This is a genomic window from Hanstruepera ponticola (assembly GCF_012931685.1).
GTDB classification, from domain to species: domain Bacteria; phylum Bacteroidota; class Bacteroidia; order Flavobacteriales; family Flavobacteriaceae; genus Hanstruepera; species Hanstruepera ponticola.
Map to the genome: position 1 here is coordinate 472,775 of NZ_JABANC010000002.1, position 19,251 is coordinate 492,025.

17 protein-coding genes and 5 tRNA genes are annotated in these 19,251 nt (G+C 34.7%); 2 read left to right on the top strand and 20 right to left on the bottom strand.

Annotation, left to right across the window (positions count from 1 at the left end):
* Positions 1-8: 8 nt before the first annotated feature.
* The 3 genes from HGK31_RS08030 to idi are packed head-to-tail and all read right to left on the bottom strand — an operon-like array spanning position 9 to position 1,913.
* A complete protein-coding gene (locus HGK31_RS08030) occupies positions 9-980 on the bottom strand; it encodes a type I phosphomannose isomerase catalytic subunit (protein ID WP_191859276.1) in 972 nt (323 codons plus the stop codon).
* Positions 980-1,390, bottom strand: coding sequence for a 6-pyruvoyl trahydropterin synthase family protein (locus tag HGK31_RS08035; RefSeq protein ID WP_191859277.1), 411 nt, complete (start codon positions 1,388-1,390; stop codon positions 980-982). The genes HGK31_RS08030 and HGK31_RS08035 overlap by 1 nt, the downstream gene beginning before the upstream one ends.
* Positions 1,374-1,913 (bottom strand): isopentenyl-diphosphate Delta-isomerase, encoded by a 540-nt coding sequence (idi, locus tag HGK31_RS08040; RefSeq protein WP_104734428.1) that lies wholly within the window; start codon positions 1,911-1,913, stop codon positions 1,374-1,376. The genes HGK31_RS08035 and idi overlap by 17 nt, the downstream gene beginning before the upstream one ends.
* A 120-nt stretch (positions 1,914-2,033) precedes the next feature.
* On the opposite strand from idi, the gene HGK31_RS08045 reads away from it, so the two are divergent.
* Both HGK31_RS08045 and HGK31_RS08050 read left to right on the top strand, forming a co-directional pair.
* Positions 2,034-3,623: a peptide chain release factor 3 gene (locus HGK31_RS08045; protein WP_191859278.1), complete on the top strand. Its 1,590-nt coding sequence runs from the start codon at positions 2,034-2,036 to the stop codon at positions 3,621-3,623.
* A 140-nt stretch (positions 3,624-3,763) separates the two neighbouring features.
* The gene (locus HGK31_RS08050; protein WP_104734430.1) at positions 3,764-3,994 is read left to right on the top strand and encodes a (4Fe-4S)-binding protein; all 231 of its coding nucleotides are present in this window, start codon (positions 3,764-3,766) and stop codon (positions 3,992-3,994) included.
* Positions 3,995-4,291: 297 nt separating this feature from the next.
* On the opposite strand, the gene HGK31_RS08055 is transcribed toward HGK31_RS08050, so the two are convergent.
* The 17 genes from HGK31_RS08055 to HGK31_RS08135 form a co-directional block, all read right to left on the bottom strand.
* On the bottom strand, positions 4,292-4,609 hold the full coding sequence (locus tag HGK31_RS08055) for a DUF3467 domain-containing protein (RefSeq protein ID WP_104734431.1): 318 nt from the start codon (positions 4,607-4,609) through the stop codon (positions 4,292-4,294).
* Positions 4,610-4,660: 51 nt separating this feature from the next.
* A complete protein-coding gene (gene rpoC / locus HGK31_RS08060; protein WP_104734432.1) occupies positions 4,661-8,962 on the bottom strand; it encodes a DNA-directed RNA polymerase subunit beta' in 4,302 nt (1,433 codons plus the stop codon).
* Between the two features lie 29 nt (positions 8,963-8,991).
* Positions 8,992-12,804, bottom strand: coding sequence for a DNA-directed RNA polymerase subunit beta (gene rpoB, locus HGK31_RS08065; protein WP_104734433.1), 3,813 nt, complete (start codon positions 12,802-12,804; stop codon positions 8,992-8,994).
* A 127-nt stretch (positions 12,805-12,931) separates the two neighbouring features.
* Positions 12,932-13,309, bottom strand: a complete 378-nt coding sequence (gene rplL / locus HGK31_RS08070; RefSeq protein WP_104734434.1) for a 50S ribosomal protein L7/L12 — start codon at positions 13,307-13,309, stop codon at positions 12,932-12,934.
* A gap of 66 nt (positions 13,310-13,375) precedes the next feature.
* Positions 13,376-13,897, bottom strand: a complete 522-nt coding sequence (rplJ, locus tag HGK31_RS08075) for a 50S ribosomal protein L10 (protein WP_104734435.1) — start codon at positions 13,895-13,897, stop codon at positions 13,376-13,378.
* Positions 13,898-13,916: 19 nt separating this feature from the next.
* Positions 13,917-14,606 (bottom strand): 50S ribosomal protein L1, encoded by a 690-nt coding sequence (gene rplA / locus HGK31_RS08080; RefSeq protein WP_104734436.1) that lies wholly within the window; start codon positions 14,604-14,606, stop codon positions 13,917-13,919.
* A gap of 17 nt (positions 14,607-14,623) precedes the next feature.
* Positions 14,624-15,064 (bottom strand): 50S ribosomal protein L11, encoded by a 441-nt coding sequence (rplK, locus tag HGK31_RS08085; RefSeq protein ID WP_103051391.1) that lies wholly within the window; start codon positions 15,062-15,064, stop codon positions 14,624-14,626.
* Positions 15,065-15,136: 72 nt separating this feature from the next.
* Positions 15,137-15,691, bottom strand: a complete 555-nt coding sequence (nusG, locus tag HGK31_RS08090) for a transcription termination/antitermination protein NusG (RefSeq protein ID WP_104734437.1) — start codon at positions 15,689-15,691, stop codon at positions 15,137-15,139.
* Between the two features lie 11 nt (positions 15,692-15,702).
* Complete coding sequence (secE, locus tag HGK31_RS08095) at positions 15,703-15,900, bottom strand: preprotein translocase subunit SecE (RefSeq protein ID WP_104734438.1); 198 nt, start codon at positions 15,898-15,900, stop codon at positions 15,703-15,705.
* A gap of 119 nt (positions 15,901-16,019) precedes the next feature.
* Positions 16,020-16,092 (bottom strand) — tRNA-Trp (locus HGK31_RS08100).
* Between the two features lie 61 nt (positions 16,093-16,153).
* Entirely contained in the window at positions 16,154-17,341 is a 1,188-nt protein-coding gene (gene tuf / locus HGK31_RS08105; protein ID WP_104734439.1) for an elongation factor Tu, read from the bottom strand.
* Between the two features lie 58 nt (positions 17,342-17,399).
* Positions 17,400-17,471, bottom strand: a tRNA-Thr gene (locus tag HGK31_RS08110).
* Positions 17,472-17,526: 55 nt separating this feature from the next.
* Positions 17,527-17,599: transfer RNA gene (locus HGK31_RS08115), tRNA-Gly, on the bottom strand.
* A 121-nt stretch (positions 17,600-17,720) separates the two neighbouring features.
* Positions 17,721-17,803 (bottom strand) — tRNA-Tyr (locus HGK31_RS08120).
* Between the two features lie 34 nt (positions 17,804-17,837).
* A tRNA-Thr gene (locus HGK31_RS08125) sits at positions 17,838-17,911 on the bottom strand.
* Between the two features lie 101 nt (positions 17,912-18,012).
* Positions 18,013-18,315, bottom strand: a complete 303-nt coding sequence (gene hpf, locus HGK31_RS08130) for a ribosome hibernation-promoting factor, HPF/YfiA family (protein WP_104734440.1) — start codon at positions 18,313-18,315, stop codon at positions 18,013-18,015.
* 37 nt (positions 18,316-18,352) lie between these two features.
* Positions 18,353-19,243 (bottom strand): tyrosine-type recombinase/integrase, encoded by an 891-nt coding sequence (locus tag HGK31_RS08135; protein ID WP_191859279.1) that lies wholly within the window; start codon positions 19,241-19,243, stop codon positions 18,353-18,355.
* Positions 19,244-19,251: the final 8 nt, after the last annotated feature.

Consider the following 19,251-nt stretch of genomic DNA (forward strand, 5'->3'; position numbering starts at 1 on the left):
CCACAAAATTACACATAAACTTCTAATAGTATGGCATTTTTAGAACTAATTTCGAAGTCTTTAATAGCTGCTGGCAATAGAATTGTTTCTCCCAATTTAATAGTTTCATGCATACTATTTGTCATGATATTTGCTTCTCCTTCAACACACATATAAATTAAGAAAGAATCATGTATATTTTGCTTCTTTATGGGACGTGTTACTTTTAAATAATTAGTTGTAAAATAAGGACATTTAACCATTTCATTTGAAATGTTTTGTTCCCTCTCATATGAAATTCTAAAATTATCAGGCATATTAAAATCGAACGCATCAATAGCTAAATCGTTATGTAATTCACGTTCATTGCCATTAGCATCAACACGATCCCAATCATAAACACGATAAGTTATATCGCTAGTTTGCTGTATTTCAGCTAATAAAACACCAGATCCAATTGCATGTACACGACCAACCTCAATAAAATAAGTGTCTCCCGTTTTTACTTTGTCAAAATTTAAAATTTTTGTGAGCGTTTTATCATTAAGGTGCTTGAGGTACTTTTCAGCTGTCATTTCCTGATTAAAACCAACAATTAGGTTTGATCCTTCATCTGCCTGCATAACATACCACATTTCGGTTTTACCAAAAGAATTATGACGTTTAGAAGCTAATTCGTCATTAGGATGTAACTGAATAGATAAATCTTCTTTGGCGTCAATAAACTTGATAAGTAATGGAAATTTGTCTCCAAATTGGTTATAATTTTTCTTACCAATTAAATCCGACTTAAATACTCTTAAAATATCCTGCAATGATTTTCCTTGAAGGTTTCCATTGCTAACAACTGATGTATCACCTTTAACATCACTAATTTCCCAGCTTTCACCAATATTTGGCAAACTCGAAGCTTTGTTTAATAGTTTTTTCAATTTATTTCCACCCCAAATTTTTTCTTTTAGAATAGGGTGAAATTTTAAAGGATACAGATTACTACTCATTAATTTCCGTTATAACTAACAAAGTTCCTTGGTGTTTCATAAAGTGTCACTTCAAGATCTAAATTAGCAGGTAGCTTTGTTTTCATTTTATCAAAAATAACAACTACAATGTTTTCCGCTGTTGGATTTAACTCTTTAAATTCTGGCACCTCAACATTTAAGTTTTTATGGTCAAAAGCATCCTCAACTTCACTCTTTATAATATCTTTCAACACCTTCATATCAATTACATAACCAGTTTCCTTATCAATTTCACCAGTAACGCTAACTATTAACTCATAGTTGTGGCCATGATAATTAGGATTATTGCATTTACCAAAAACAGCATCATTTTTTTCAAAATCCCATTCTTTTCTATAAAGTCTATGAGCCGCATTAAAATGTGCCTTTCTACTAACCGTTACTTTCATTTTGTGGTATGTTAATATAATTATAGAATTTATCAAATATTATTTTAAACCAAGCCGTATAAATTTCAGGGTTCAGCTTGATATCTTCTTTCACAGCGTTTAAAGACATCCATTTCCAGTCGGCTACTTCATCAGGATTAATATTAGGAGCGTCATGATATCTTCCAACTAAAATATGATCATATTCATGTTCCGTGAGTCCATTATCAAAAGGGGCTTTATAGATAAATGAAGTTGTTTCTGTTAAGTCTGTGACAAAACCCATTTCTTCTTGTAAACGTCGCTTTCCAGCTTCAATATTGGTTTCTCCTGCACGTTGATGGCTACAGCAAGTATTTGTCCACAAGCCTGGAGAATGGTATTTGTGTAATGCGCGTTGCTGAAGCATAAGTTCATTTTTGTCATTAAATACAAAAACCGAAAAGGCACGATGTAAACGTGCTTTTTCATGAGCTTCCATTTTGGGCATCAATCCAATTTGTTCATCGTTTTCATTAACGAGAATGACTAGTTCTTCTTCCATAGTATCACAAAAATACCAAGATATACATTAATAATATCATTCTTAATTATAAAATGTGTTAAGGCTTTAAAAAATGACAATTTAAAAAGTATCTTTGCATCCCATATTTCAAAGCATATTATGAGTTTTAAAAGTGAAATAGAAAGACGAAGAACCTTTGGTATTATATCGCATCCAGATGCTGGTAAAACCACCTTAACAGAAAAGTTATTATTGTTTGGTGGAGCCATACAAGAAGCTGGTGCCGTAAAAAGTAATAAAATAAAAAAAGGTGCCACAAGTGACTTTATGGAAATTGAACGCCAAAGAGGTATCTCTGTAGCGACTTCTGTTCTAGCTTTTGAATATGATGGCATTAAAATCAATATTCTTGATACGCCTGGACACAAGGATTTTGCTGAAGATACATTCAGAACGCTTACAGCTGTAGATAGCGTTATTGTTGTGATTGATGTTGCCAAGGGTGTTGAGGAACAAACCGAGAAATTGGTTGAAGTGTGCCGCATGCGTAATATTCCAATGATTGTGTTTATTAATAAACTAGATCGTGAAGGTAAAGACGCTTTTGATTTATTAGATGAAGTAGAACAAAAATTAGGGTTGAGTGTGGTTCCATTGAGTTTCCCTATTGGAATGGGTTACGATTTTAAAGGTATTTACAACCTTTGGGAAAAGAACGTAAATTTATTCAGTGGTGATAGTAGGAAAAATATTGAAGAAACCATAGAAATTTCTGATTTAAGTTCTCCTGAATTAAATAAGCTTGTTGGAGAAAAAGCTGCAGACACTTTACGCGAAGAGATTGAATTAGTTGAAGGTATTTATCCAGATTTCAATAAAGAAGAATATTTAAATGGCAAGCAACAACCTGTGTTTTTTGGTTCTGCATTAAACAATTTTGGTGTTCGTGAATTATTGGATTGCTTTGTTGAAATAGCTCCAAAACCAAGGCCAAAGCAAAGTGAAGAACGTCTGGTAAAACCAGATGAAAATAAATTCACTGGCTTTGTATTTAAAATACATGCCAATATGGATCCTAATCATCGTGATAGATTAGCATTCGTCAAAATTGTTTCAGGTAAGTTTGAACGTAATAAACCCTATTTACATGTAAGAAACAATAAGAAACTTAAGTTCTCAAGCCCCAATGCTTTCTTTGCAGAAAAAAAGGAAATTGTAGATATATCTTATCCTGGTGATATTGTGGGATTACATGACACCGGAAATTTTAAAATTGGTGACACTTTAACGGAAGGTGAAACCATTAATTACAAGGGCGTTCCGAGTTTTTCGCCTGAACATTTTAGGTATATTAACAATGCTGATCCTCTAAAATCAAAACAACTTTTTAAGGGTATTGATCAATTAATGGACGAAGGTGTAGCGCAATTATTTACATTGGAACTTAATGGTCGAAAAGTAATTGGAACTGTTGGTGCATTGCAATATGAAGTAATTCAATACCGATTAGAGCATGAATATGGTGCCAAATGTACTTACGAAAACCTAAATGTGCATAAGGCATGTTGGGTAGATCCTGAAGATGAGAAGAGTGAAGAATTTAAAGAGTTTTTAAGAGTAAAACAACGATTTTTGGCTAAAGACAAGCAAAATCAATTGGTGTTTTTAGCAGATTCGGCTTTTTCATTACAGATGACTCAACAGAAATACCCCAGTATTACCTTTCATTTTACTTCAGAATTCAATTAAAAGCATGTCATTCATCTAATATTTGTGTAAATATTTGCTTTTTACCGAATATTTCATACTTTTAATCGATAATTTTAAGTGTGGTAAAACTTGGATAGATACATTTAAAATAGATTATAACCCCAAATAATGATCTACTTATGGAAACAAATGACAATGTTTTCAGTAATAATGATATTACTGTAACTTACAACCCAAGTGCTTGCATCAATGCCGAACGATGCGCTCGCGAACTTTCAAATGTCTTTAGAAACTCTGTAATTCCTTGGATAGACCTAGATGGTGCTTCAAGTGATGAGATTATTAGACAAGTAAAAAAATGCCCATCTGGTGCATTACAATATTGTATAAATAAAAAAGAGGCTTGTTAATTAAGCACAAGCCTCTTTTTTATTTATCGCAATTTATGCTGCATTACGCTTGACCAATGGGTCCGAAATTCAAAGGAATTGGTGGTTGCTACATGGAAACATGTCGAGCAACCTTTCTCAAATTTAATTTAGGCCTGACCAGTGGGTCTAAAATTCAAAGGAATTGGTGGTTGCTACATGTAAACATGTCGAGCAACTTCAACCAATTAAATTTAGGCCTGACCAGTGGGTCCAAAATTCAAAGGAATTGGTGGTTGCTACATGGAAACATGTCGAGCAACCTTTCTCAAATTTAATTTAGGCCTGACCAGTGGGTCCGAAATTCAAAGGAATTGGTGGTTGCTCGTAATCTTTGATTTCACCATGTGCATTTTCAAATCGCGTTACATTTTCACCTAAAGCCTTTAACAAGCGTTTAGCATGTTGCGGTGTTAAAATAATACGAGATTTAACCTTACTTTTAGGTGTACCAGGCATAATACTAACAAAATCCACTACAAATTCAGAAACCGAATGGTTAATAATTGCTAAATTAGAATAAGTTCCTTCAGCAACTTTTTCATCAATCTCAATATTTATCTGACCTTGCTTTTTTTGATTTTTATTTTCACTCATAATAATATGTTATAAAAAAATAGCGTGAATTTCTTCACGCTATTTTTAGTATTAGTTATAATTAACTTCTTGTTTAGCTTGCATCATCTCGTCAAACTCTTCTTTGGATCCTACTATGATGTTTTCGTAAGCTCTCATACCAGTACCAGCTGGTATTCTATGTCCTACAATAACATTCTCTTTCAGTCCTTCTAGAGTATCAACCTTTCCATTTACTGCAGCTTCGTTAAGAACTTTAGTAGTTTCTTGGAATGATGCAGCCGAAATAAATGACTTAGTTTGAAGCGATGCTCTTGTAATACCTTGAAGTATAGGTGTTGCTGTAGCAGGTTGTGCATCACGTGCTTCAACCAACTTCTTATCCTCACGACGTAATAATGAATTCTCATCACGTAAATCTCGTGGTGAAATTATTTGACCAGCTTTGATGTTGACAGAATCGCCAGCATCTTCAACAACCTTCATTCCAAAGATTTCATCATTTTCTTCAATAAAATCAGCTTTATGAACCAATTGGTTTTCAAGGAATGTCGTATCACCAGAATCCATGATTCTAACTTTACGCATCATCTGTCTTACAACAACCTCGAAGTGCTTATCATTAATTTTCACACCTTGTAAACGATATACCTCTTGTACTTCATTTACCAAATATTGCTGTACAGCTGATGGTCCTTTGATATTCAAGATATCATTTGGTGTTACAGAACCATCCGACAACGGCATACCTGCTTTTACAAAATCATTCTCTTGAACAAGAATTTGATTAGATAATTTAACCAAATATTTCTTGATATCTCCTAATTTGGATTCAACAATAATCTCACGATTACCTCTCTTAATTTTACCAAATGAAACAACACCATCAATATCACTTACTACTGCTGGATTAGATGGGTTACGTGCTTCAAATAATTCTGTTACACGAGGTAAACCACCTGTAATATCACCAGATTTCGCAGATTTACGAGGTATTTTAACTAAAATCTTACCGACTTTAATTTTCTCACCATCATCAATCATAAGGTGAGCTCCCACTGGTAAGTTGTAAGAACGTATTACATTTCCTTTAGCATCATCAATATGCAATGTTGGAATTAACTTCTTATTTCTAGATTCAGAAATCACTTTTTCTTGGAAACCTGTTTGCTCATCTATCTCAACTTGGTAGGTAACACCTTGCTCAATATTTTCATAACGAACTTTACCTGCAAATTCAGAAATAATCACGCCATTATACGGATCCCATTGACAAACAACATCACCTTTCTTAAGTTCATCACCATTCTTAATGAATATTGTTGAACCATAAGGAATGTTATTAGTACTTAACGTAATTCCTGTTTTCTTATCTATTAATTTTAATTCAGATGTACGAGAAATAACAATATTTGCTGTTTTTCCTTCAGAATCTTCACCTTTTACAGTTTTCAATTCATCAATTTCAGCAATACCGTCAAACTTAACAGCTAATTTATTTTCTTCTGAAATGTTTCCAGCAATACCACCTACGTGGAATGTACGTAAGGTAAGCTGTGTACCAGGCTCTCCAATAGATTGAGCTGCAACCACACCAACTGCTTCACCACGTTGTACCATTTTTCCAGTGGCTAAATTACGTCCGTAACATTTTGCACAGATACCTTTTTTAGCTTCACAACTTAATGGCGAACGTACTTCAACAGATTCAATTGGCGAATTTTCAATTGATTTAGCAACTACTTCATCAATCATATCACCACTAGCGACTAACAATTCATCAGATTGAGGATTGTAAACATCGTTAAGTGAAATACGACCAACAATACGATCACCAAGTGTTTCTACAATTTCGTCATTTTTCTTAAGTGGTGTAACTTCAACACCTCGTAATGTTCCACAATCTTCACTGTTTACAATAACATCTTGAGAAACATCAACTAAACGACGCGTTAAGTAACCAGCATCGGCTGTTTTAAGAGCCGTATCGGCAAGACCTTTACGAGCACCGTGAGTAGAGATAAAGTATTCTAAAATTGAAAGACCTTCCTTAAAGTTAGAAAGAATTGGGTTTTCAATAATCTCTCCACCACCAGCAGTCGATTTTTTAGGTTTAGCCATTAATCCACGCATACCTGTAAGCTGACGAATCTGTTCTTTAGATCCACGAGCTCCAGAATCAAGCATCATATATACCGAGTTAAATCCTTGTTGATCTTCGCGAATACGCTTCATAGACAACTCTGTCAATTCTGCATTTGTTGAAGTCCAAATATCAATAACTTGATTATATCGTTCGTTATTAGTAATAAGTCCCATGTTATAGTTAGCAGTAATACCATCAACTAATCCATTGGCTTTATCAATCATATCATGCTTCTCTGGTGGTATAATAATATCACCTAAACTAAATGATAATCCACCTTGGAATGCGAAATTGTATCCTTGTGTTTTAATTTCATCAAGGAATGCCGCAGTTTCAGGTACACTGGTAACTTTTAAAATATCACCAATAATGTTACGTAGTGATTTTTTAGTTAATACCTGATTAATGAATCCTGCTTGTTGTGGTACTTTTTCATTAAATAGCACACGACCTACAGTTGTTTCTATAATTTGAAGTGTTAACTTACCTTCTTCATTAAAGTCCCAAGTTCTTACTTTGATAGCTGCATTTAAATCAACACGCTTTTCATTGTAAGCAATAACAACTTCTTCTGGAGAATAAAAGGTTAAACCTTCACCTTTGATTTTTACTTCATCAGTAGATTTACGCTCTTTAGTCATGTAGTATAATCCAAGTACCATATCTTGAGAAGGTACTGCTACTGGCGAACCATTAGCTGGATTTAAGATATTATGAGAAGCTAACATTAATAATTGTGCTTCTAAAATAGCTTCTGGACCTAAAGGTAAATGCACTGCCATTTGGTCACCATCAAAATCGGCGTTGAATGCCGTAGTAACTAATGGGTGTAATTGGATAGCTTTTCCTTCAATTAATTTTGGTTGAAAAGCTTGAATACCCAATCTGTGAAGAGTAGGCGCACGGTTTAGTAATACTGGATGTCCTTTAAGAACATTTTCCAAGATATCCCAAACCACTGGCTCTCTTTTATCTATAATTTTCTTTGCAGATTTTACAGTCTTAACAATACCTCTTTCAATTAATTTTCTAATTACGAAAGGCTTGTATAATTCTGCTGCCATATTTTTTGGCAATCCACATTCAAATAATTTTAATTCTGGTCCAACAACAATTACCGAACGTGCAGAATAATCAACACGCTTACCTAGTAAGTTTTGACGGAAACGACCTTGCTTACCTTTTAATGAATCAGATAATGATTTCAAAGGTCTATTAGAATCTGTTTTTACCGCAGAAGACTTACGTGTATTATCGAATAACGAATCTACAGATTCCTGTAGCATACGTTTTTCATTACGTAAAATTACCTCTGGAGCTTTTATTTCAACAAGTCTCTTAAGACGATTGTTACGAATAATAACACGACGGTATAAATCATTTAAATCTGAAGTCGCAAAACGACCACCATCTAATGGCACTAACGGACGTAATTCTGGTGGAATGATTGGAATAACTTTCATTATCATCCATTCAGCACGATTCTCACGATTCTCGTTAGATTCACGCAACGCTTCAACAACTTGTAAACGCTTTAACGCTTCTGTCTTACGTTGTTTAGATGTTTCGGTATTTGCTTTGTGACGCAATTCAAATGATAATTCATCTAAATTTATACGCGATAACAATTCGATCAAACATTCTGCTCCCATTTTAGCCAAGAATTTATTTGGATCTGTATCGTCCAAATATTGATTCTCTTGAGGAAGTGTTTCTAAAATGTTTAAGTATTCTTCTTCTGTAAGGAAATCCATTTTTTGAACTGGTTCCCCTTCAGCATTTTTAGCTATTCCTGGTTGAATTACTACGTAACGTTCGTAGTAAATAATCATATCTAATTTTTTAGATGGTAACCCAAGTAAATAACCTATTTTATTTGGTAACGAACGGAAGTACCAAATGTGAGCCACAGGAACTACTAAATTAATGTGTCCTACTCGATCACGACGTACTTTCTTTTCTGTTACTTCAACACCACAACGGTCACATACAATACCTTTGTATCGTATACGTTTGTATTTTCCACAAGCACATTCGTAATCCTTTACAGGACCAAAAATACGCTCACAAAACAAACCATCACGTTCTGGTTTATGAGTTCGATAATTGATAGTTTCTGGTTTTAATACTTCACCACGAGATTCTGCTAAAATAGATTCTGGTGATGCTAAACCAATTGAGATTTTATTGAATCTCTGTACTGTATTCTTATCTTGTTTTCTTGCCATAATATATGGTTGAAATGATTTTTAATTAACTACTCCTCTAATCTGATATCTAAACCTAAACCTTTCAATTCGTGCATAAGTACGTTGAATGATTCTGGTAATCCAGGTTCTGGCATTGGTTCACCCTTAACAATACTTTCGTATGTTTTAGCACGACCAATTACATCATCAGATTTAACTGTCAATATTTCTCTTAATGTTGCAGACGCTCCATAAGCTTCAAGAGCCCAAACCTCCATTTCACCAAAACGCTGACCACCAAATTGTGCTTTACCACCTAATGGCTGTTGCGTAATTAATGAGTAAGGTCCAATAGAACGTGCGTGCATCTTATCGTCAACCATATGACCTAATTTCAGCATGTAGATTACACCTACTGTTGCTGGTTGGTCAAAGCGGTCACCAGTACCACCATCATAAAGATATGTGTGTCCAAATCTTGGAATTCCAGCTTCATCTGTAAATTCGTTAATTTGATCCAAGGTAGCACCATCAAAAATTGGCGTTGCATAAGTACGATCTAATTTTTGACCTGCCCAACCAAGAACAGTTTCATAAATCTGACCAATATTCATACGTGACGGTACACCAAGTGGATTTAATACAATATCAACAGGTGTTCCATCTTCAAGGAAAGGCATATCTTCTTGACGAACAATACGAGCAACAATACCTTTGTTACCGTGACGACCTGCCATTTTATCACCAACTTTAAGTTTACGCTTTTTAGCAATATAAACTTTAGCTAATTTGATAATTCCTGCTGGCAACTCATCACCTACAGAGATTGTAAACTTCTCACGACGTAAAGAACCTTGTAAGTCGTTTTCTTTAATCTTGTAATTGTGAATTAAATCGGCAACAAGTTTATTAGTAGCATCATCAGTTGTCCATTGACCACTAGTTAAGTGAACATAATCATCAACAGCATTTAACATTTTAAGTGTGTATTTTTTACCTTTTGGTAAAACTTCTTCGCCTAAATCATTAAATACACCTTGAGCTGTTTTTCCACCTACAATAGCAAATAGTTTTTCAACTAAAATACTTTGTAAGTCATCAAACTTCTTGTTATATAATGCTTCTAATTGGGCAATATCCTCTTTATCTTGAGCACGCTTGCGTTTATCTTTTACTGCACGAGCAAATAATTTTTTATCAATTACAACACCATTTAATGAAGGGGATGCTTTCAATGATGCATCTTTAACATCACCCGCTTTATCACCAAAAATAGCACGTAATAATTTCTCTTCAGGAGTAGGATCTGATTCACCTTTAGGTGTAATCTTACCAATAAGAATATCACCAGGCTTAACTTCAGCTCCAACGCGAATCATACCATGTTCATCTAAATCTTTTGTAGCCTCCTCAGATACGTTTGGAATATCATTAGTCAACTCTTCGTTACCTAACTTTGTATCACGTACTTCTAAAGAATACTCATCAATATGAATAGATGTAAATATATCTTCGCGAACAACTTTTTCAGAAATTACAATAGCATCCTCAAAGTTATACCCTTTCCAAGGCATAAAGGCTACTTTCATATTTCTACCTAAAGCTAATTCACCATTTTGTGTAGCATAACCTTCACAAAGTACTTGCCCTTTAGTTACTTTATCACCTTTCTTAACAATTGGCTTTAAGTTAATGGATGTACCCTGATTTGTTTTTCTAAACTTAACTAAAGGATAGGATTTTGTATCGCTATCAAAGCTAACTTTAGCTTCATCTTCAGTTCTATCGTATTTGATTACAATTTCGTTAGCATCAACATATTCTACAACACCACTACCTTCTGCATTTATTAAAACACGAGAATCAGATGCAACTTGTCTTTCTAATCCGGTACCAACAATTGGAGCTTGCGGACGTAATAACGGTACAGCCTGACGCATCATGTTAGATCCCATTAATGCACGGTTTGCATCATCATGTTCCAAAAATGGAATTAAGGATGCAGAAATAGAAGCAATTTGGTTTGGCGCAACATCAGTATAGTGTACTTGACTTGGTTCAATTACTGGGAAGTCACCTTCCATTCTTGCAATTACCTTATCATGAACAATTTTACCTTTTTCATCAACTTCAACCGTAGCTTGAGCAATTAATTGCTCTTCTTCTTCTTCAGCACTTAAGTAAATTGGATCGCCTTTAATATCAACAACACCATTTTCAACTTTTCTATAAGGCGTTTCAATGAATCCCATTGAGTTTACTTTAGCGTAAACTGATAATGAAGAAATTAAACCAATGTTTGGTCCTTCAGGTGTTTCAATAGGACACAAACGACCATAATGTGTATAGTGAACGTCACGAACCTCGAAACCTGCTCTTTCTCTTGAAAGACCACCTGGTCCTAAAGCTGATAAACGACGTTTGTGAGTAATCTCAGCTAATGGATTAGTTTGATCCATAAATTGAGATAACTGGTTTGTACCAAAAAATGAATTAATAACTGACGATAAGGTCTTGGCATTAATCAAATCAATTGGCGTAAATACTTCGTTGTCACGAACATTCATACGTTCACGAATTGTACGTGCCATACGTGCTAAACCAACTCCAAACTGTTGAGACAATTGCTCACCTACAGTACGTACACGACGGTTAGACAGGTGATCAATATCATCAATCTCTGCTTTTGAGTTGATCAGTTCGATTAAGTATTTTATAATAGTTATGATATCTTCTTTAGTAAGCACTTGCTTATCCATTCCAATATCAAGACCTAATTTTTTGTTCATTCTATAACGACCTACTTCACCTAAAGAGTAACGTTGGTCTGAAAAGAATAATTTGTCAATAATACCACGAGCAGTTTCCTCATCTGGCGGCTCGGCATTACGTAATTGACGGTATATGTGTTCAACAGCCTCTTTTTCAGAGTTTGTTGGATCTTTTTGTAATGTGTTGTGAATTATTGCGTAGTCACCTTGTTGTGCACTTTCTTTGTGTAAAAGAATTGTTTTTACACTAGTTTCAAGGATTTCTTCAATATTATCTTTATCTAGAACCGTATCACGATCTAAAACAATTTCGTTACGTTCAATAGATACTACTTCACCAGTATCTTCATCAACAAAATCCTCATGCCATGTGTTAAGTACACGTGCAGCAAGTTTACGTCCTAATACTTTTTTCAATCCAGCTTTAGATACTTTTATTTCTTCAGCTAAATCAAATATTTCTAAAATATCTTTATCGCGCTCAAAACCAATAGCTCTGAATAAGGTAGTTACAGGTAACTTTTTCTTACGATCAATATAGGCATACATAACACTATTAATGTCTGTAGCGAATTCAATCCAAGATCCTTTAAAAGGAATTACTCTAGCGGAATATAGTTTTGTTCCATTAGCGTGAAATGATTGACCAAAGAAAACACCAGGTGAACGGTGTAATTGTGATACAACAACACGTTCAGCACCATTTATTACAAAGGTACCACTAGGCGTCATGTAAGGAATTGTGCCTAAATACACATCTTGAACAATGGTCTCGAAATCCTCATGTTCAGGGTCTGTACAGTACAATTTCAACCTAGCCTTTAGCGGAACGCTATATGTAAGTCCACGCTCTATGCATTCTTCAATGGTATAACGTGGTGGGTCAATAAAGTAATCTAAAAATTCTAAAACAAATTGATTACGTGTGTCTGTTATTGGGAAGTTTTCCATGAAGGTGTTGTATAACCCTTCATCTCCTCGTTCTTCAGATTTAGTTTCTAGCTGGAAAAAATCCTGAAAGGATTTAATCTGAATATCCATAAAATCTGGATATTCTGTTCTATTGACTATAGATGAGAAATTTAATCTTTCAGCTTGTTTTGCTAACATCAATGGACGGAATTTTGATTAAAAAAAATGTGACTGCGTAGTATGTCACGGTTATATACGCAAAATGGTCTAGGCCCAAAAGCGATTAACTTCAGGCCTAAACCGTTATGTGTTTGAGGTGTTAAGCTTACTTAAGCTCAACCTCTGCTCCTGCTTCTTCTAAAGAAGTTTTTAAGCCTTCAGCTTCATCTTTAGAAACACCTTCTTTAATTGCGCTAGGTGCACTATCAACTAATTCTTTAGCTTCTTTTAATCCTAAACCAGTTAATTCCTTAACTAATTTTACAACTGCTAATTTAGAACCACCAGCGGCTTTAAGGATAACATCGAATTCTGATTTTTCTTCAGCAGCTTCACCACCACCAGCACCAGGGCCAGCAGCAACAGCAACTGCAGCAGCAGCTGGTTCGATACCATACTCATCTTTTAAAATAGTAGCTAACTCATTAACTTCTTTTACTGATAAGTTAACTAATTGTTCTGCGAAATCTTTTAAATCTGCCATTTTTCTATCGTTTTAATAAATTTTTAATTTTAATATAATTGTGTAAAAAGTGCGTACTTTTTTGGATTATCCTTCTTTTTCGGATAATGTTTTAATAATACCTGCAAGCTTACCACCACTAGATTGAAGTGCTGAAATAACACTTTTAGCTGGTGATTGTAATAAGCCAATAATATCGCCAATAACTTCTTCTTTAGATTTGATATCAACTAAAGCGTCCAATTGTTCGTCACCAATATAAATAGCTTCCTCAATAAAAGCACCTTTTAAAAGAGGCTTATCTGATTTTTTACGGAAGTTTTTAATTACTTTGGCTGGCGCATTACCAGTTTCAGCATACATGACTGAAGTATTTCCTTTTAATGTTGAAGGAAGGTCTCCAAAATCTTTATCTGATGCTTCCATTGCTTTTTCAAGCAAGGTATTTTTAACAACTGCTAATTTAATGTTAGCCTTAAAACAAGCACGACGTAAATCTGAAGTCGTACCAGCATTTAATCCTGAAATATCTGCTAAATAGATATTTGAACTATTGGCCAATTGTGCAGTTAAGTCTTCAATTACTTGTGATTTTTCTTCTCTTGTCATAATAAAAGTTTTAAACTACTTAACCAATTTTTGGATCAACGGCTAAACTTGGACTCATAGTACTAGACATATAAATGCTCTTTACATAAGTTCCTTTAGCTGCAGTTGGCTTAAGTTTCATTAATGTTTGTAATAATTCATTTGCGTTACCCGCAATTTTATCAGCACTAAAAGATGCTTTACCTATTGAAGCATGTACAATACCTGTTTTATCAACTTTAAAGTCAATTTTACCAGCTTTCACATCGCTTACAGCTTTAGCAACATCCATAGTTACTGTACCTGTTTTAGGGTTTGGCATTAAGCCACGAGGACCTAACACACGTCCTAAAGGACCTAATTTACCCATAACACTTGGCATAGTTATAATTACATCAACGTCTGTCCAACCACCTTTAATTTTATCAAGGTACTCGTCTAAACCAACATAATCTGCTCCAGCTTCTTTAGCTTCTGCTTCTTTATCTGGAGTTACTAATGCTAAAACTTTCACGTCTTTACCAGTACCATGAGGAAGTGTTACAACTCCTCTCACCATTTGATTTGCCTTTCGTGGATCTACACCTAAACGTACAGCTAAATCTACAGATGCATCAAATTTTGTATTGGTAATTTCTTTAACTAATGAAGAAGCTTCTTCAACAGAATAAAGTCTCCCTTTTTCTATTTTTGCTAAAGCCTCCTTTTGTTTTCTTGTTAATCTTGCCATTTTAAAAATTTTTTAGATTAATTAGGGGCTTGGCCTCCTTTTACAGTTATACCCATAGATCTTGCAGTACCAGCTACCATTGTCATGGCAGACTCTACTGTAAATGCATTTAAATCTTGCATTTTATCTTCAGCTATGGTTCTAATCTGATCCCAAGAAACTTTAGCTACTTTTTTAATGTGAGGTTCACCTGAACCCTTCTTCACCTTGGCCGCTTCTAATAATTGTACTGCTGCAGGAGGAGTTTTGATTACAAAGTCAAATGATTTGTCTTTATAAACAGAAATCACAACAGGTAAAACTTTACCTGGTTTATCTTGGGTTCTCGCATTAAACTGCTTACAGAACTCCATGATATTAACTCCAGCGGCACCTAAAGCGGGTCCAACCGGTGGCGACGGATTCGCTGCACCTCCCCTAACTTGTAGTTTAACTACTTTACTTAATTCTTTTGCCATTTTTAATAATTTAGTTTCATACAATACTTATGATTGGAAGCGTAAGATTGTATTTTTATCTTGTAACAATTATTATACTTTTTCAACTTGCATATAACTTAACTCTAATGGTGTTTTTCTTCCAAAAATCTTTACCATTACTTCAAGTTTACGCTTTTCTTCATTTATCTTTTCAATAGTACCATCAAAACCATTAAAAGGACCATCAATAACTTTAACAGTTTCCCCTTTTGTAAATGGAATAGCCACATTAGAATCTGCCTCTAATGATAACTCATCTACTTTACCTAACATTCTGTTTACTTCAGACTGTCTTAATGGCACCGGGTCTCCTCCTTTTGTTTCTCCTAAAAAACCTATAACATTAGTTACCGATTTTATAATGTGAGGGATCTCTCCAGTTAAATTTGCTTTTATCATGATGTAGCCAGGAAAATAAACTTTCTCTTTATTTATTTTCTTACCATTTCTAATTTGAATAACCTTTTCTGTAGGCACCAACACCTCATCAACATAATCTCCAAATCCTAAACGGGCAATTTCGTTTTCAATGTAAGTTTTGATCTTGTTTTCTTGACCGCTTACAGCTCTAACTACATACCATTTTTTTTCGTTTCCTTCAGACATACAATTTTATTTTAACCGTTAATCCATTTAAAGTAAAATCCTATGGCTTTGCTGAACACTGTATCTACTCCCCAAATTGCTAACGAGAATATAATTGAAAACACTGCTACAAGCACTGTTAAACTTTGTGCTTCTGCCCAAGTTGGCCAAGACACATTATTTTTTAACTCTCCGAACGATTCTTTTATATAGTTTACAATTCCAGCCATTATATGTTTTATTTACAATTTTAGAGCATCAAACTATTGATTACTCACTGTTTTGTTTTACTTCCACGAGTTGAGAGACTTCCCTTGGGTCAGGCTACTCGCCTCGTTTACTCTATTAGCACGGGTTGAGAGGCTCGAACTCCCGACACCTGGTTTTGGAGACCAGTGCTCTACCAACTGAGCTAAACCCGTAAATACAAGTCAAGGTATTCCGAAAAACGGAATACCTTAACTTACTATTTATTGAATTTTATTAGTCTAAAATTTCAGTTACCTGACCAGCACCAACTGTTCTACCTCCTTCACGGATAGCGAAACGTAAACCTACGTTCATTGCAATTGGTTGGATTAACTCAACAGTAATAGTTAAGTTGTCACCTGGCATTACCATTTCAACTCCATCAGGAAGCGCAATGTTTCCAGTTACGTCAGTTGTACGAACGTAGAACTGTGGACGGTAGTTATTATGGAATGGTGTGTGACGACCACCTTCTTCTTTTTTCAAGATATAAACCTCTGCTTTAAATTTAGCGTGAGGTGTTACAGAACCAGGTTTAGTGATTACCATACCTCTAGAGATTTGAGTTTTCTCAATACCTCTTAATAAGATACCTGCGTTATCTCCAGCTTCACCTCTATCAAGAATTTGACGGAACATTTCAATACCAGTAATAGTAGAAGTTAACTTCTCTGCACCCATACCGATAATTTCAACTGGGTCACCTGTATTAGCAACACCAGTTTCTATACGACCTGTAGCAACAGTTCCACGACCAGTAATTGAGAATACATCTTCTATTGGCATTAAAAAAGGCTTATCCATATCACGAACTGGCTCTTCAATCCAAGTATCACAAGCTTCCATTAATTCTAATACTGTATCAACCCACTTTTGCTCACCATTAAGTGCACCTAAAGCAGAACCAGATACTACTGGTCCATTATCTCCATCGTACTCATAGAAGTTTAATAAATCTCTAACTTCCATGTCTACTAATTCTAATAATTCCTCATCATCAACCATATCCACCTTGTTTAAGAAAACAACGATTCTTGGAATACCTACCTGACGACCTAATAAGATGTGCTCACGAGTTTGTGGCATAGGACCATCTGTTGCAGCAACAACTAAAATAGCGCCATCCATTTGAGCAGCACCAGTTACCATGTTCTTTACGTAATCCGCGTGACCTGGACAGTCAACGTGAGCATAGTGACGATTTGCTGTTTGATATTCTACGTGAGATGTATTAATTGTAATACCTCTTTCCTTCTCTTCTGGAGCGTTATCAATTTGATCGAATGATCTTGCTTCTGAAAAACCTGCATCAGCTAATACTTTAGTAATAGCAGCAGTTAAAGTTGTTTTACCGTGATCTACGTGTCCAATAGTACCAATATTTAAGTGTGGTTTTGAACGATCGAAAGTTGCCTTTGCCATGTTTAATTTATTTAATCTTATTTATATTAGTGTTCAATTTAATTCTATCTTGAAAAAGAGCCAATGACGAGATTTGAACTCGTGACCTCTTCCTTACCAAGGAAACGCTCTACCCCTGAGCTACACCGGCGTAAAGGTTTTTAACTTGTTCTTCAAACAAGACCTGCCGTGGCAGGATTTTTTTGAGCGGGAGACCGGGTTCGAACCGGCGACATTCAGCTTGGAAGGCTGACGCTCTACCAACTGAGCTACTCCCGCGATTTCATGTTTTTAGGATTACCTCGTTTTACTTAGTGATCCGTGAAGGTGACCCTTCACTAAAAATTCTTATTGCAGTCTTACAAAATCAAGCTTTTGACAACTACTATAACAATTTTTGTGGGGAGAGCAGGATTCGAACCTGCGAAGTTAAAAAACAACAGATTTACAGTCTGTCCTCGTTGGCCGCTTGAGTATCTCCCCAATAAAATTTAATCCAGTCTTTTAAAGAACTTTGAGCCGATGGAGGGACTCGAACCCACGACCTGCTGATTACAAATCAGCTGCTCTAGCCAGCTGAGCTACATCGGCTTTTCACTTACTTTTTTAGCTAAAAAAAAGCCCGCTATTTCTAACGGACTGCAAATGTAAATATTTATTTTCTTATTCAAAACATTTTTCGAAAAATTTTATCATAAATATGCTCGTAATTTTTCTTTACGCTTTTTTAATTGTCTTTCTAACGATGCCACAGCACTATCAGTTCCTTCTTCAAATGTTTTACATTGCTTCTTTACAACAAAACTATCGCCTGGAACACTTAACCTTGCTTCAAAAATCTTATTGGCTTTATCACTGGTATTCTCAACTTTTAAAAAAACATCTGATTGGATGACCTTATCATAAAACAAATCTAACTTATCCATTCTTCGCTGAATAAAGTCTATCAACTTTTTGTCTGCATTAAAATTGACTGATTGCGTGTTTACTTTCATACTCTACTAATTTTTATTAAACAATAGATTTACTCTTTCATTTGTCACTTCGTGGATGCGATTTTAAGTAAACTTTTTTAAGTTCTGATATACTATTATGGGTGTAAACTTGTGTCGCAGCCAAACTTGAATGACCTAGCAGCTCTTTAACTGCATTTAAATCGGCACCTTGATTGAGTAAATGAGTCGCAAATGAATGTCTTAAAATATGAGGACTCTTTTTTACTTTTGAAGATGCTAAACTAAAATACTCATTTATTATTCGGTAAACAAGCGTTTCATAAATTTTAACGCCTTTTTTTGTTAAAAATAAATGTTCAGAATCTTTTATAATCTCCAACTTATCTCTATTATTTAAATAAGATTTTAGAGTTTCAATCACAGATTGAAGTAACGGAATAAATCGTTCTTTATTGCGCTTCCCTAAAACTTTTAATATTTTTGTTGAAAAATCAATATCAGCAATTTTTAACTGCACTAATTCTATGCGCCTTATTCCTGTAGAGTAAAACAACTCAATTATTAGCTTATCGCGAACCCCCTCAAAACTATCATCGAAGTGCCAGTTATCTAAAACTGCAGTAACTTCTTTTTCAGAAAAGGGAATCTGAACCTTTTTACTTGTTTTTAAGGCTTTATGCTTGGCTAGGGGATTTAAACTAACATCACCTACTTTCAATAAAAATTTATAATATGAATTGAGCGATGATATTTTTCTGTTAATAGTTCTATTGCTAATGCCTTTTTCAACAAGTGATACTATCCAACTCCTTATTTGGGAATAGTTTATTGACAATATGTTATCAGACTGATATTCTTCCTTAATAAAACTTGAGAATTCAGCTAAATCTCTTTCATAAGCCTTAAGAGTGAGCTTTGAATAGTTTTTTTCTAACAGCAAATAATCTAAAAAAGATTGTATTGGCATTTATAAAA

Excerpts from the sequence above, each read along its gene's own strand:
- HGK31_RS08030 (WP_191859276.1), bottom strand. The coding sequence starts at position 980 with ATGAGTAGTAATCTGTATCCTTTAAAATTTCACCCTATTCTAAAAGAA.
- HGK31_RS08035 (WP_191859277.1), bottom strand. The coding sequence starts at position 1,390 with ATGAAAGTAACGGTTAGTAGAAAGGCACATTTTAATGCGGCTCATAGA.
- idi (WP_104734428.1), bottom strand. The coding sequence starts at position 1,913 with ATGGAAGAAGAACTAGTCATTCTCGTTAATGAAAACGATGAACAAATT.
- HGK31_RS08045 (WP_191859278.1), top strand. The coding sequence starts at position 2,034 with ATGAGTTTTAAAAGTGAAATAGAAAGACGAAGAACCTTTGGTATTATA.
- HGK31_RS08050 (WP_104734430.1), top strand. The coding sequence starts at position 3,764 with ATGGAAACAAATGACAATGTTTTCAGTAATAATGATATTACTGTAACT.
- HGK31_RS08055 (WP_104734431.1), bottom strand. The coding sequence starts at position 4,609 with ATGAGTGAAAATAAAAATCAAAAAAAGCAAGGTCAGATAAATATTGAG.
- rpoC (WP_104734432.1), bottom strand. The coding sequence starts at position 8,962 with ATGGCAAGAAAACAAGATAAGAATACAGTACAGAGATTCAATAAAATC.
- rpoB (WP_104734433.1), bottom strand. The coding sequence starts at position 12,804 with ATGTTAGCAAAACAAGCTGAAAGATTAAATTTCTCATCTATAGTCAAT.
- rplL (WP_104734434.1), bottom strand. The coding sequence starts at position 13,309 with ATGGCAGATTTAAAAGATTTCGCAGAACAATTAGTTAACTTATCAGTA.
- rplJ (WP_104734435.1), bottom strand. The coding sequence starts at position 13,897 with ATGACAAGAGAAGAAAAATCACAAGTAATTGAAGACTTAACTGCACAA.
- rplA (WP_104734436.1), bottom strand. The coding sequence starts at position 14,606 with ATGGCAAGATTAACAAGAAAACAAAAGGAGGCTTTAGCAAAAATAGAA.
- rplK (WP_103051391.1), bottom strand. The coding sequence starts at position 15,064 with ATGGCAAAAGAATTAAGTAAAGTAGTTAAACTACAAGTTAGGGGAGGT.
- nusG (WP_104734437.1), bottom strand. The coding sequence starts at position 15,691 with ATGTCTGAAGGAAACGAAAAAAAATGGTATGTAGTTAGAGCTGTAAGC.
- secE (WP_104734438.1), bottom strand. The coding sequence starts at position 15,900 with ATGGCTGGAATTGTAAACTATATAAAAGAATCGTTCGGAGAGTTAAAA.
- tuf (WP_104734439.1), bottom strand. The coding sequence starts at position 17,341 with ATGGCAAAGGCAACTTTCGATCGTTCAAAACCACACTTAAATATTGGT.
- hpf (WP_104734440.1), bottom strand. The coding sequence starts at position 18,315 with ATGAAAGTAAACACGCAATCAGTCAATTTTAATGCAGACAAAAAGTTG.
- HGK31_RS08135 (WP_191859279.1), bottom strand. The coding sequence starts at position 19,243 with ATGCCAATACAATCTTTTTTAGATTATTTGCTGTTAGAAAAAAACTAT.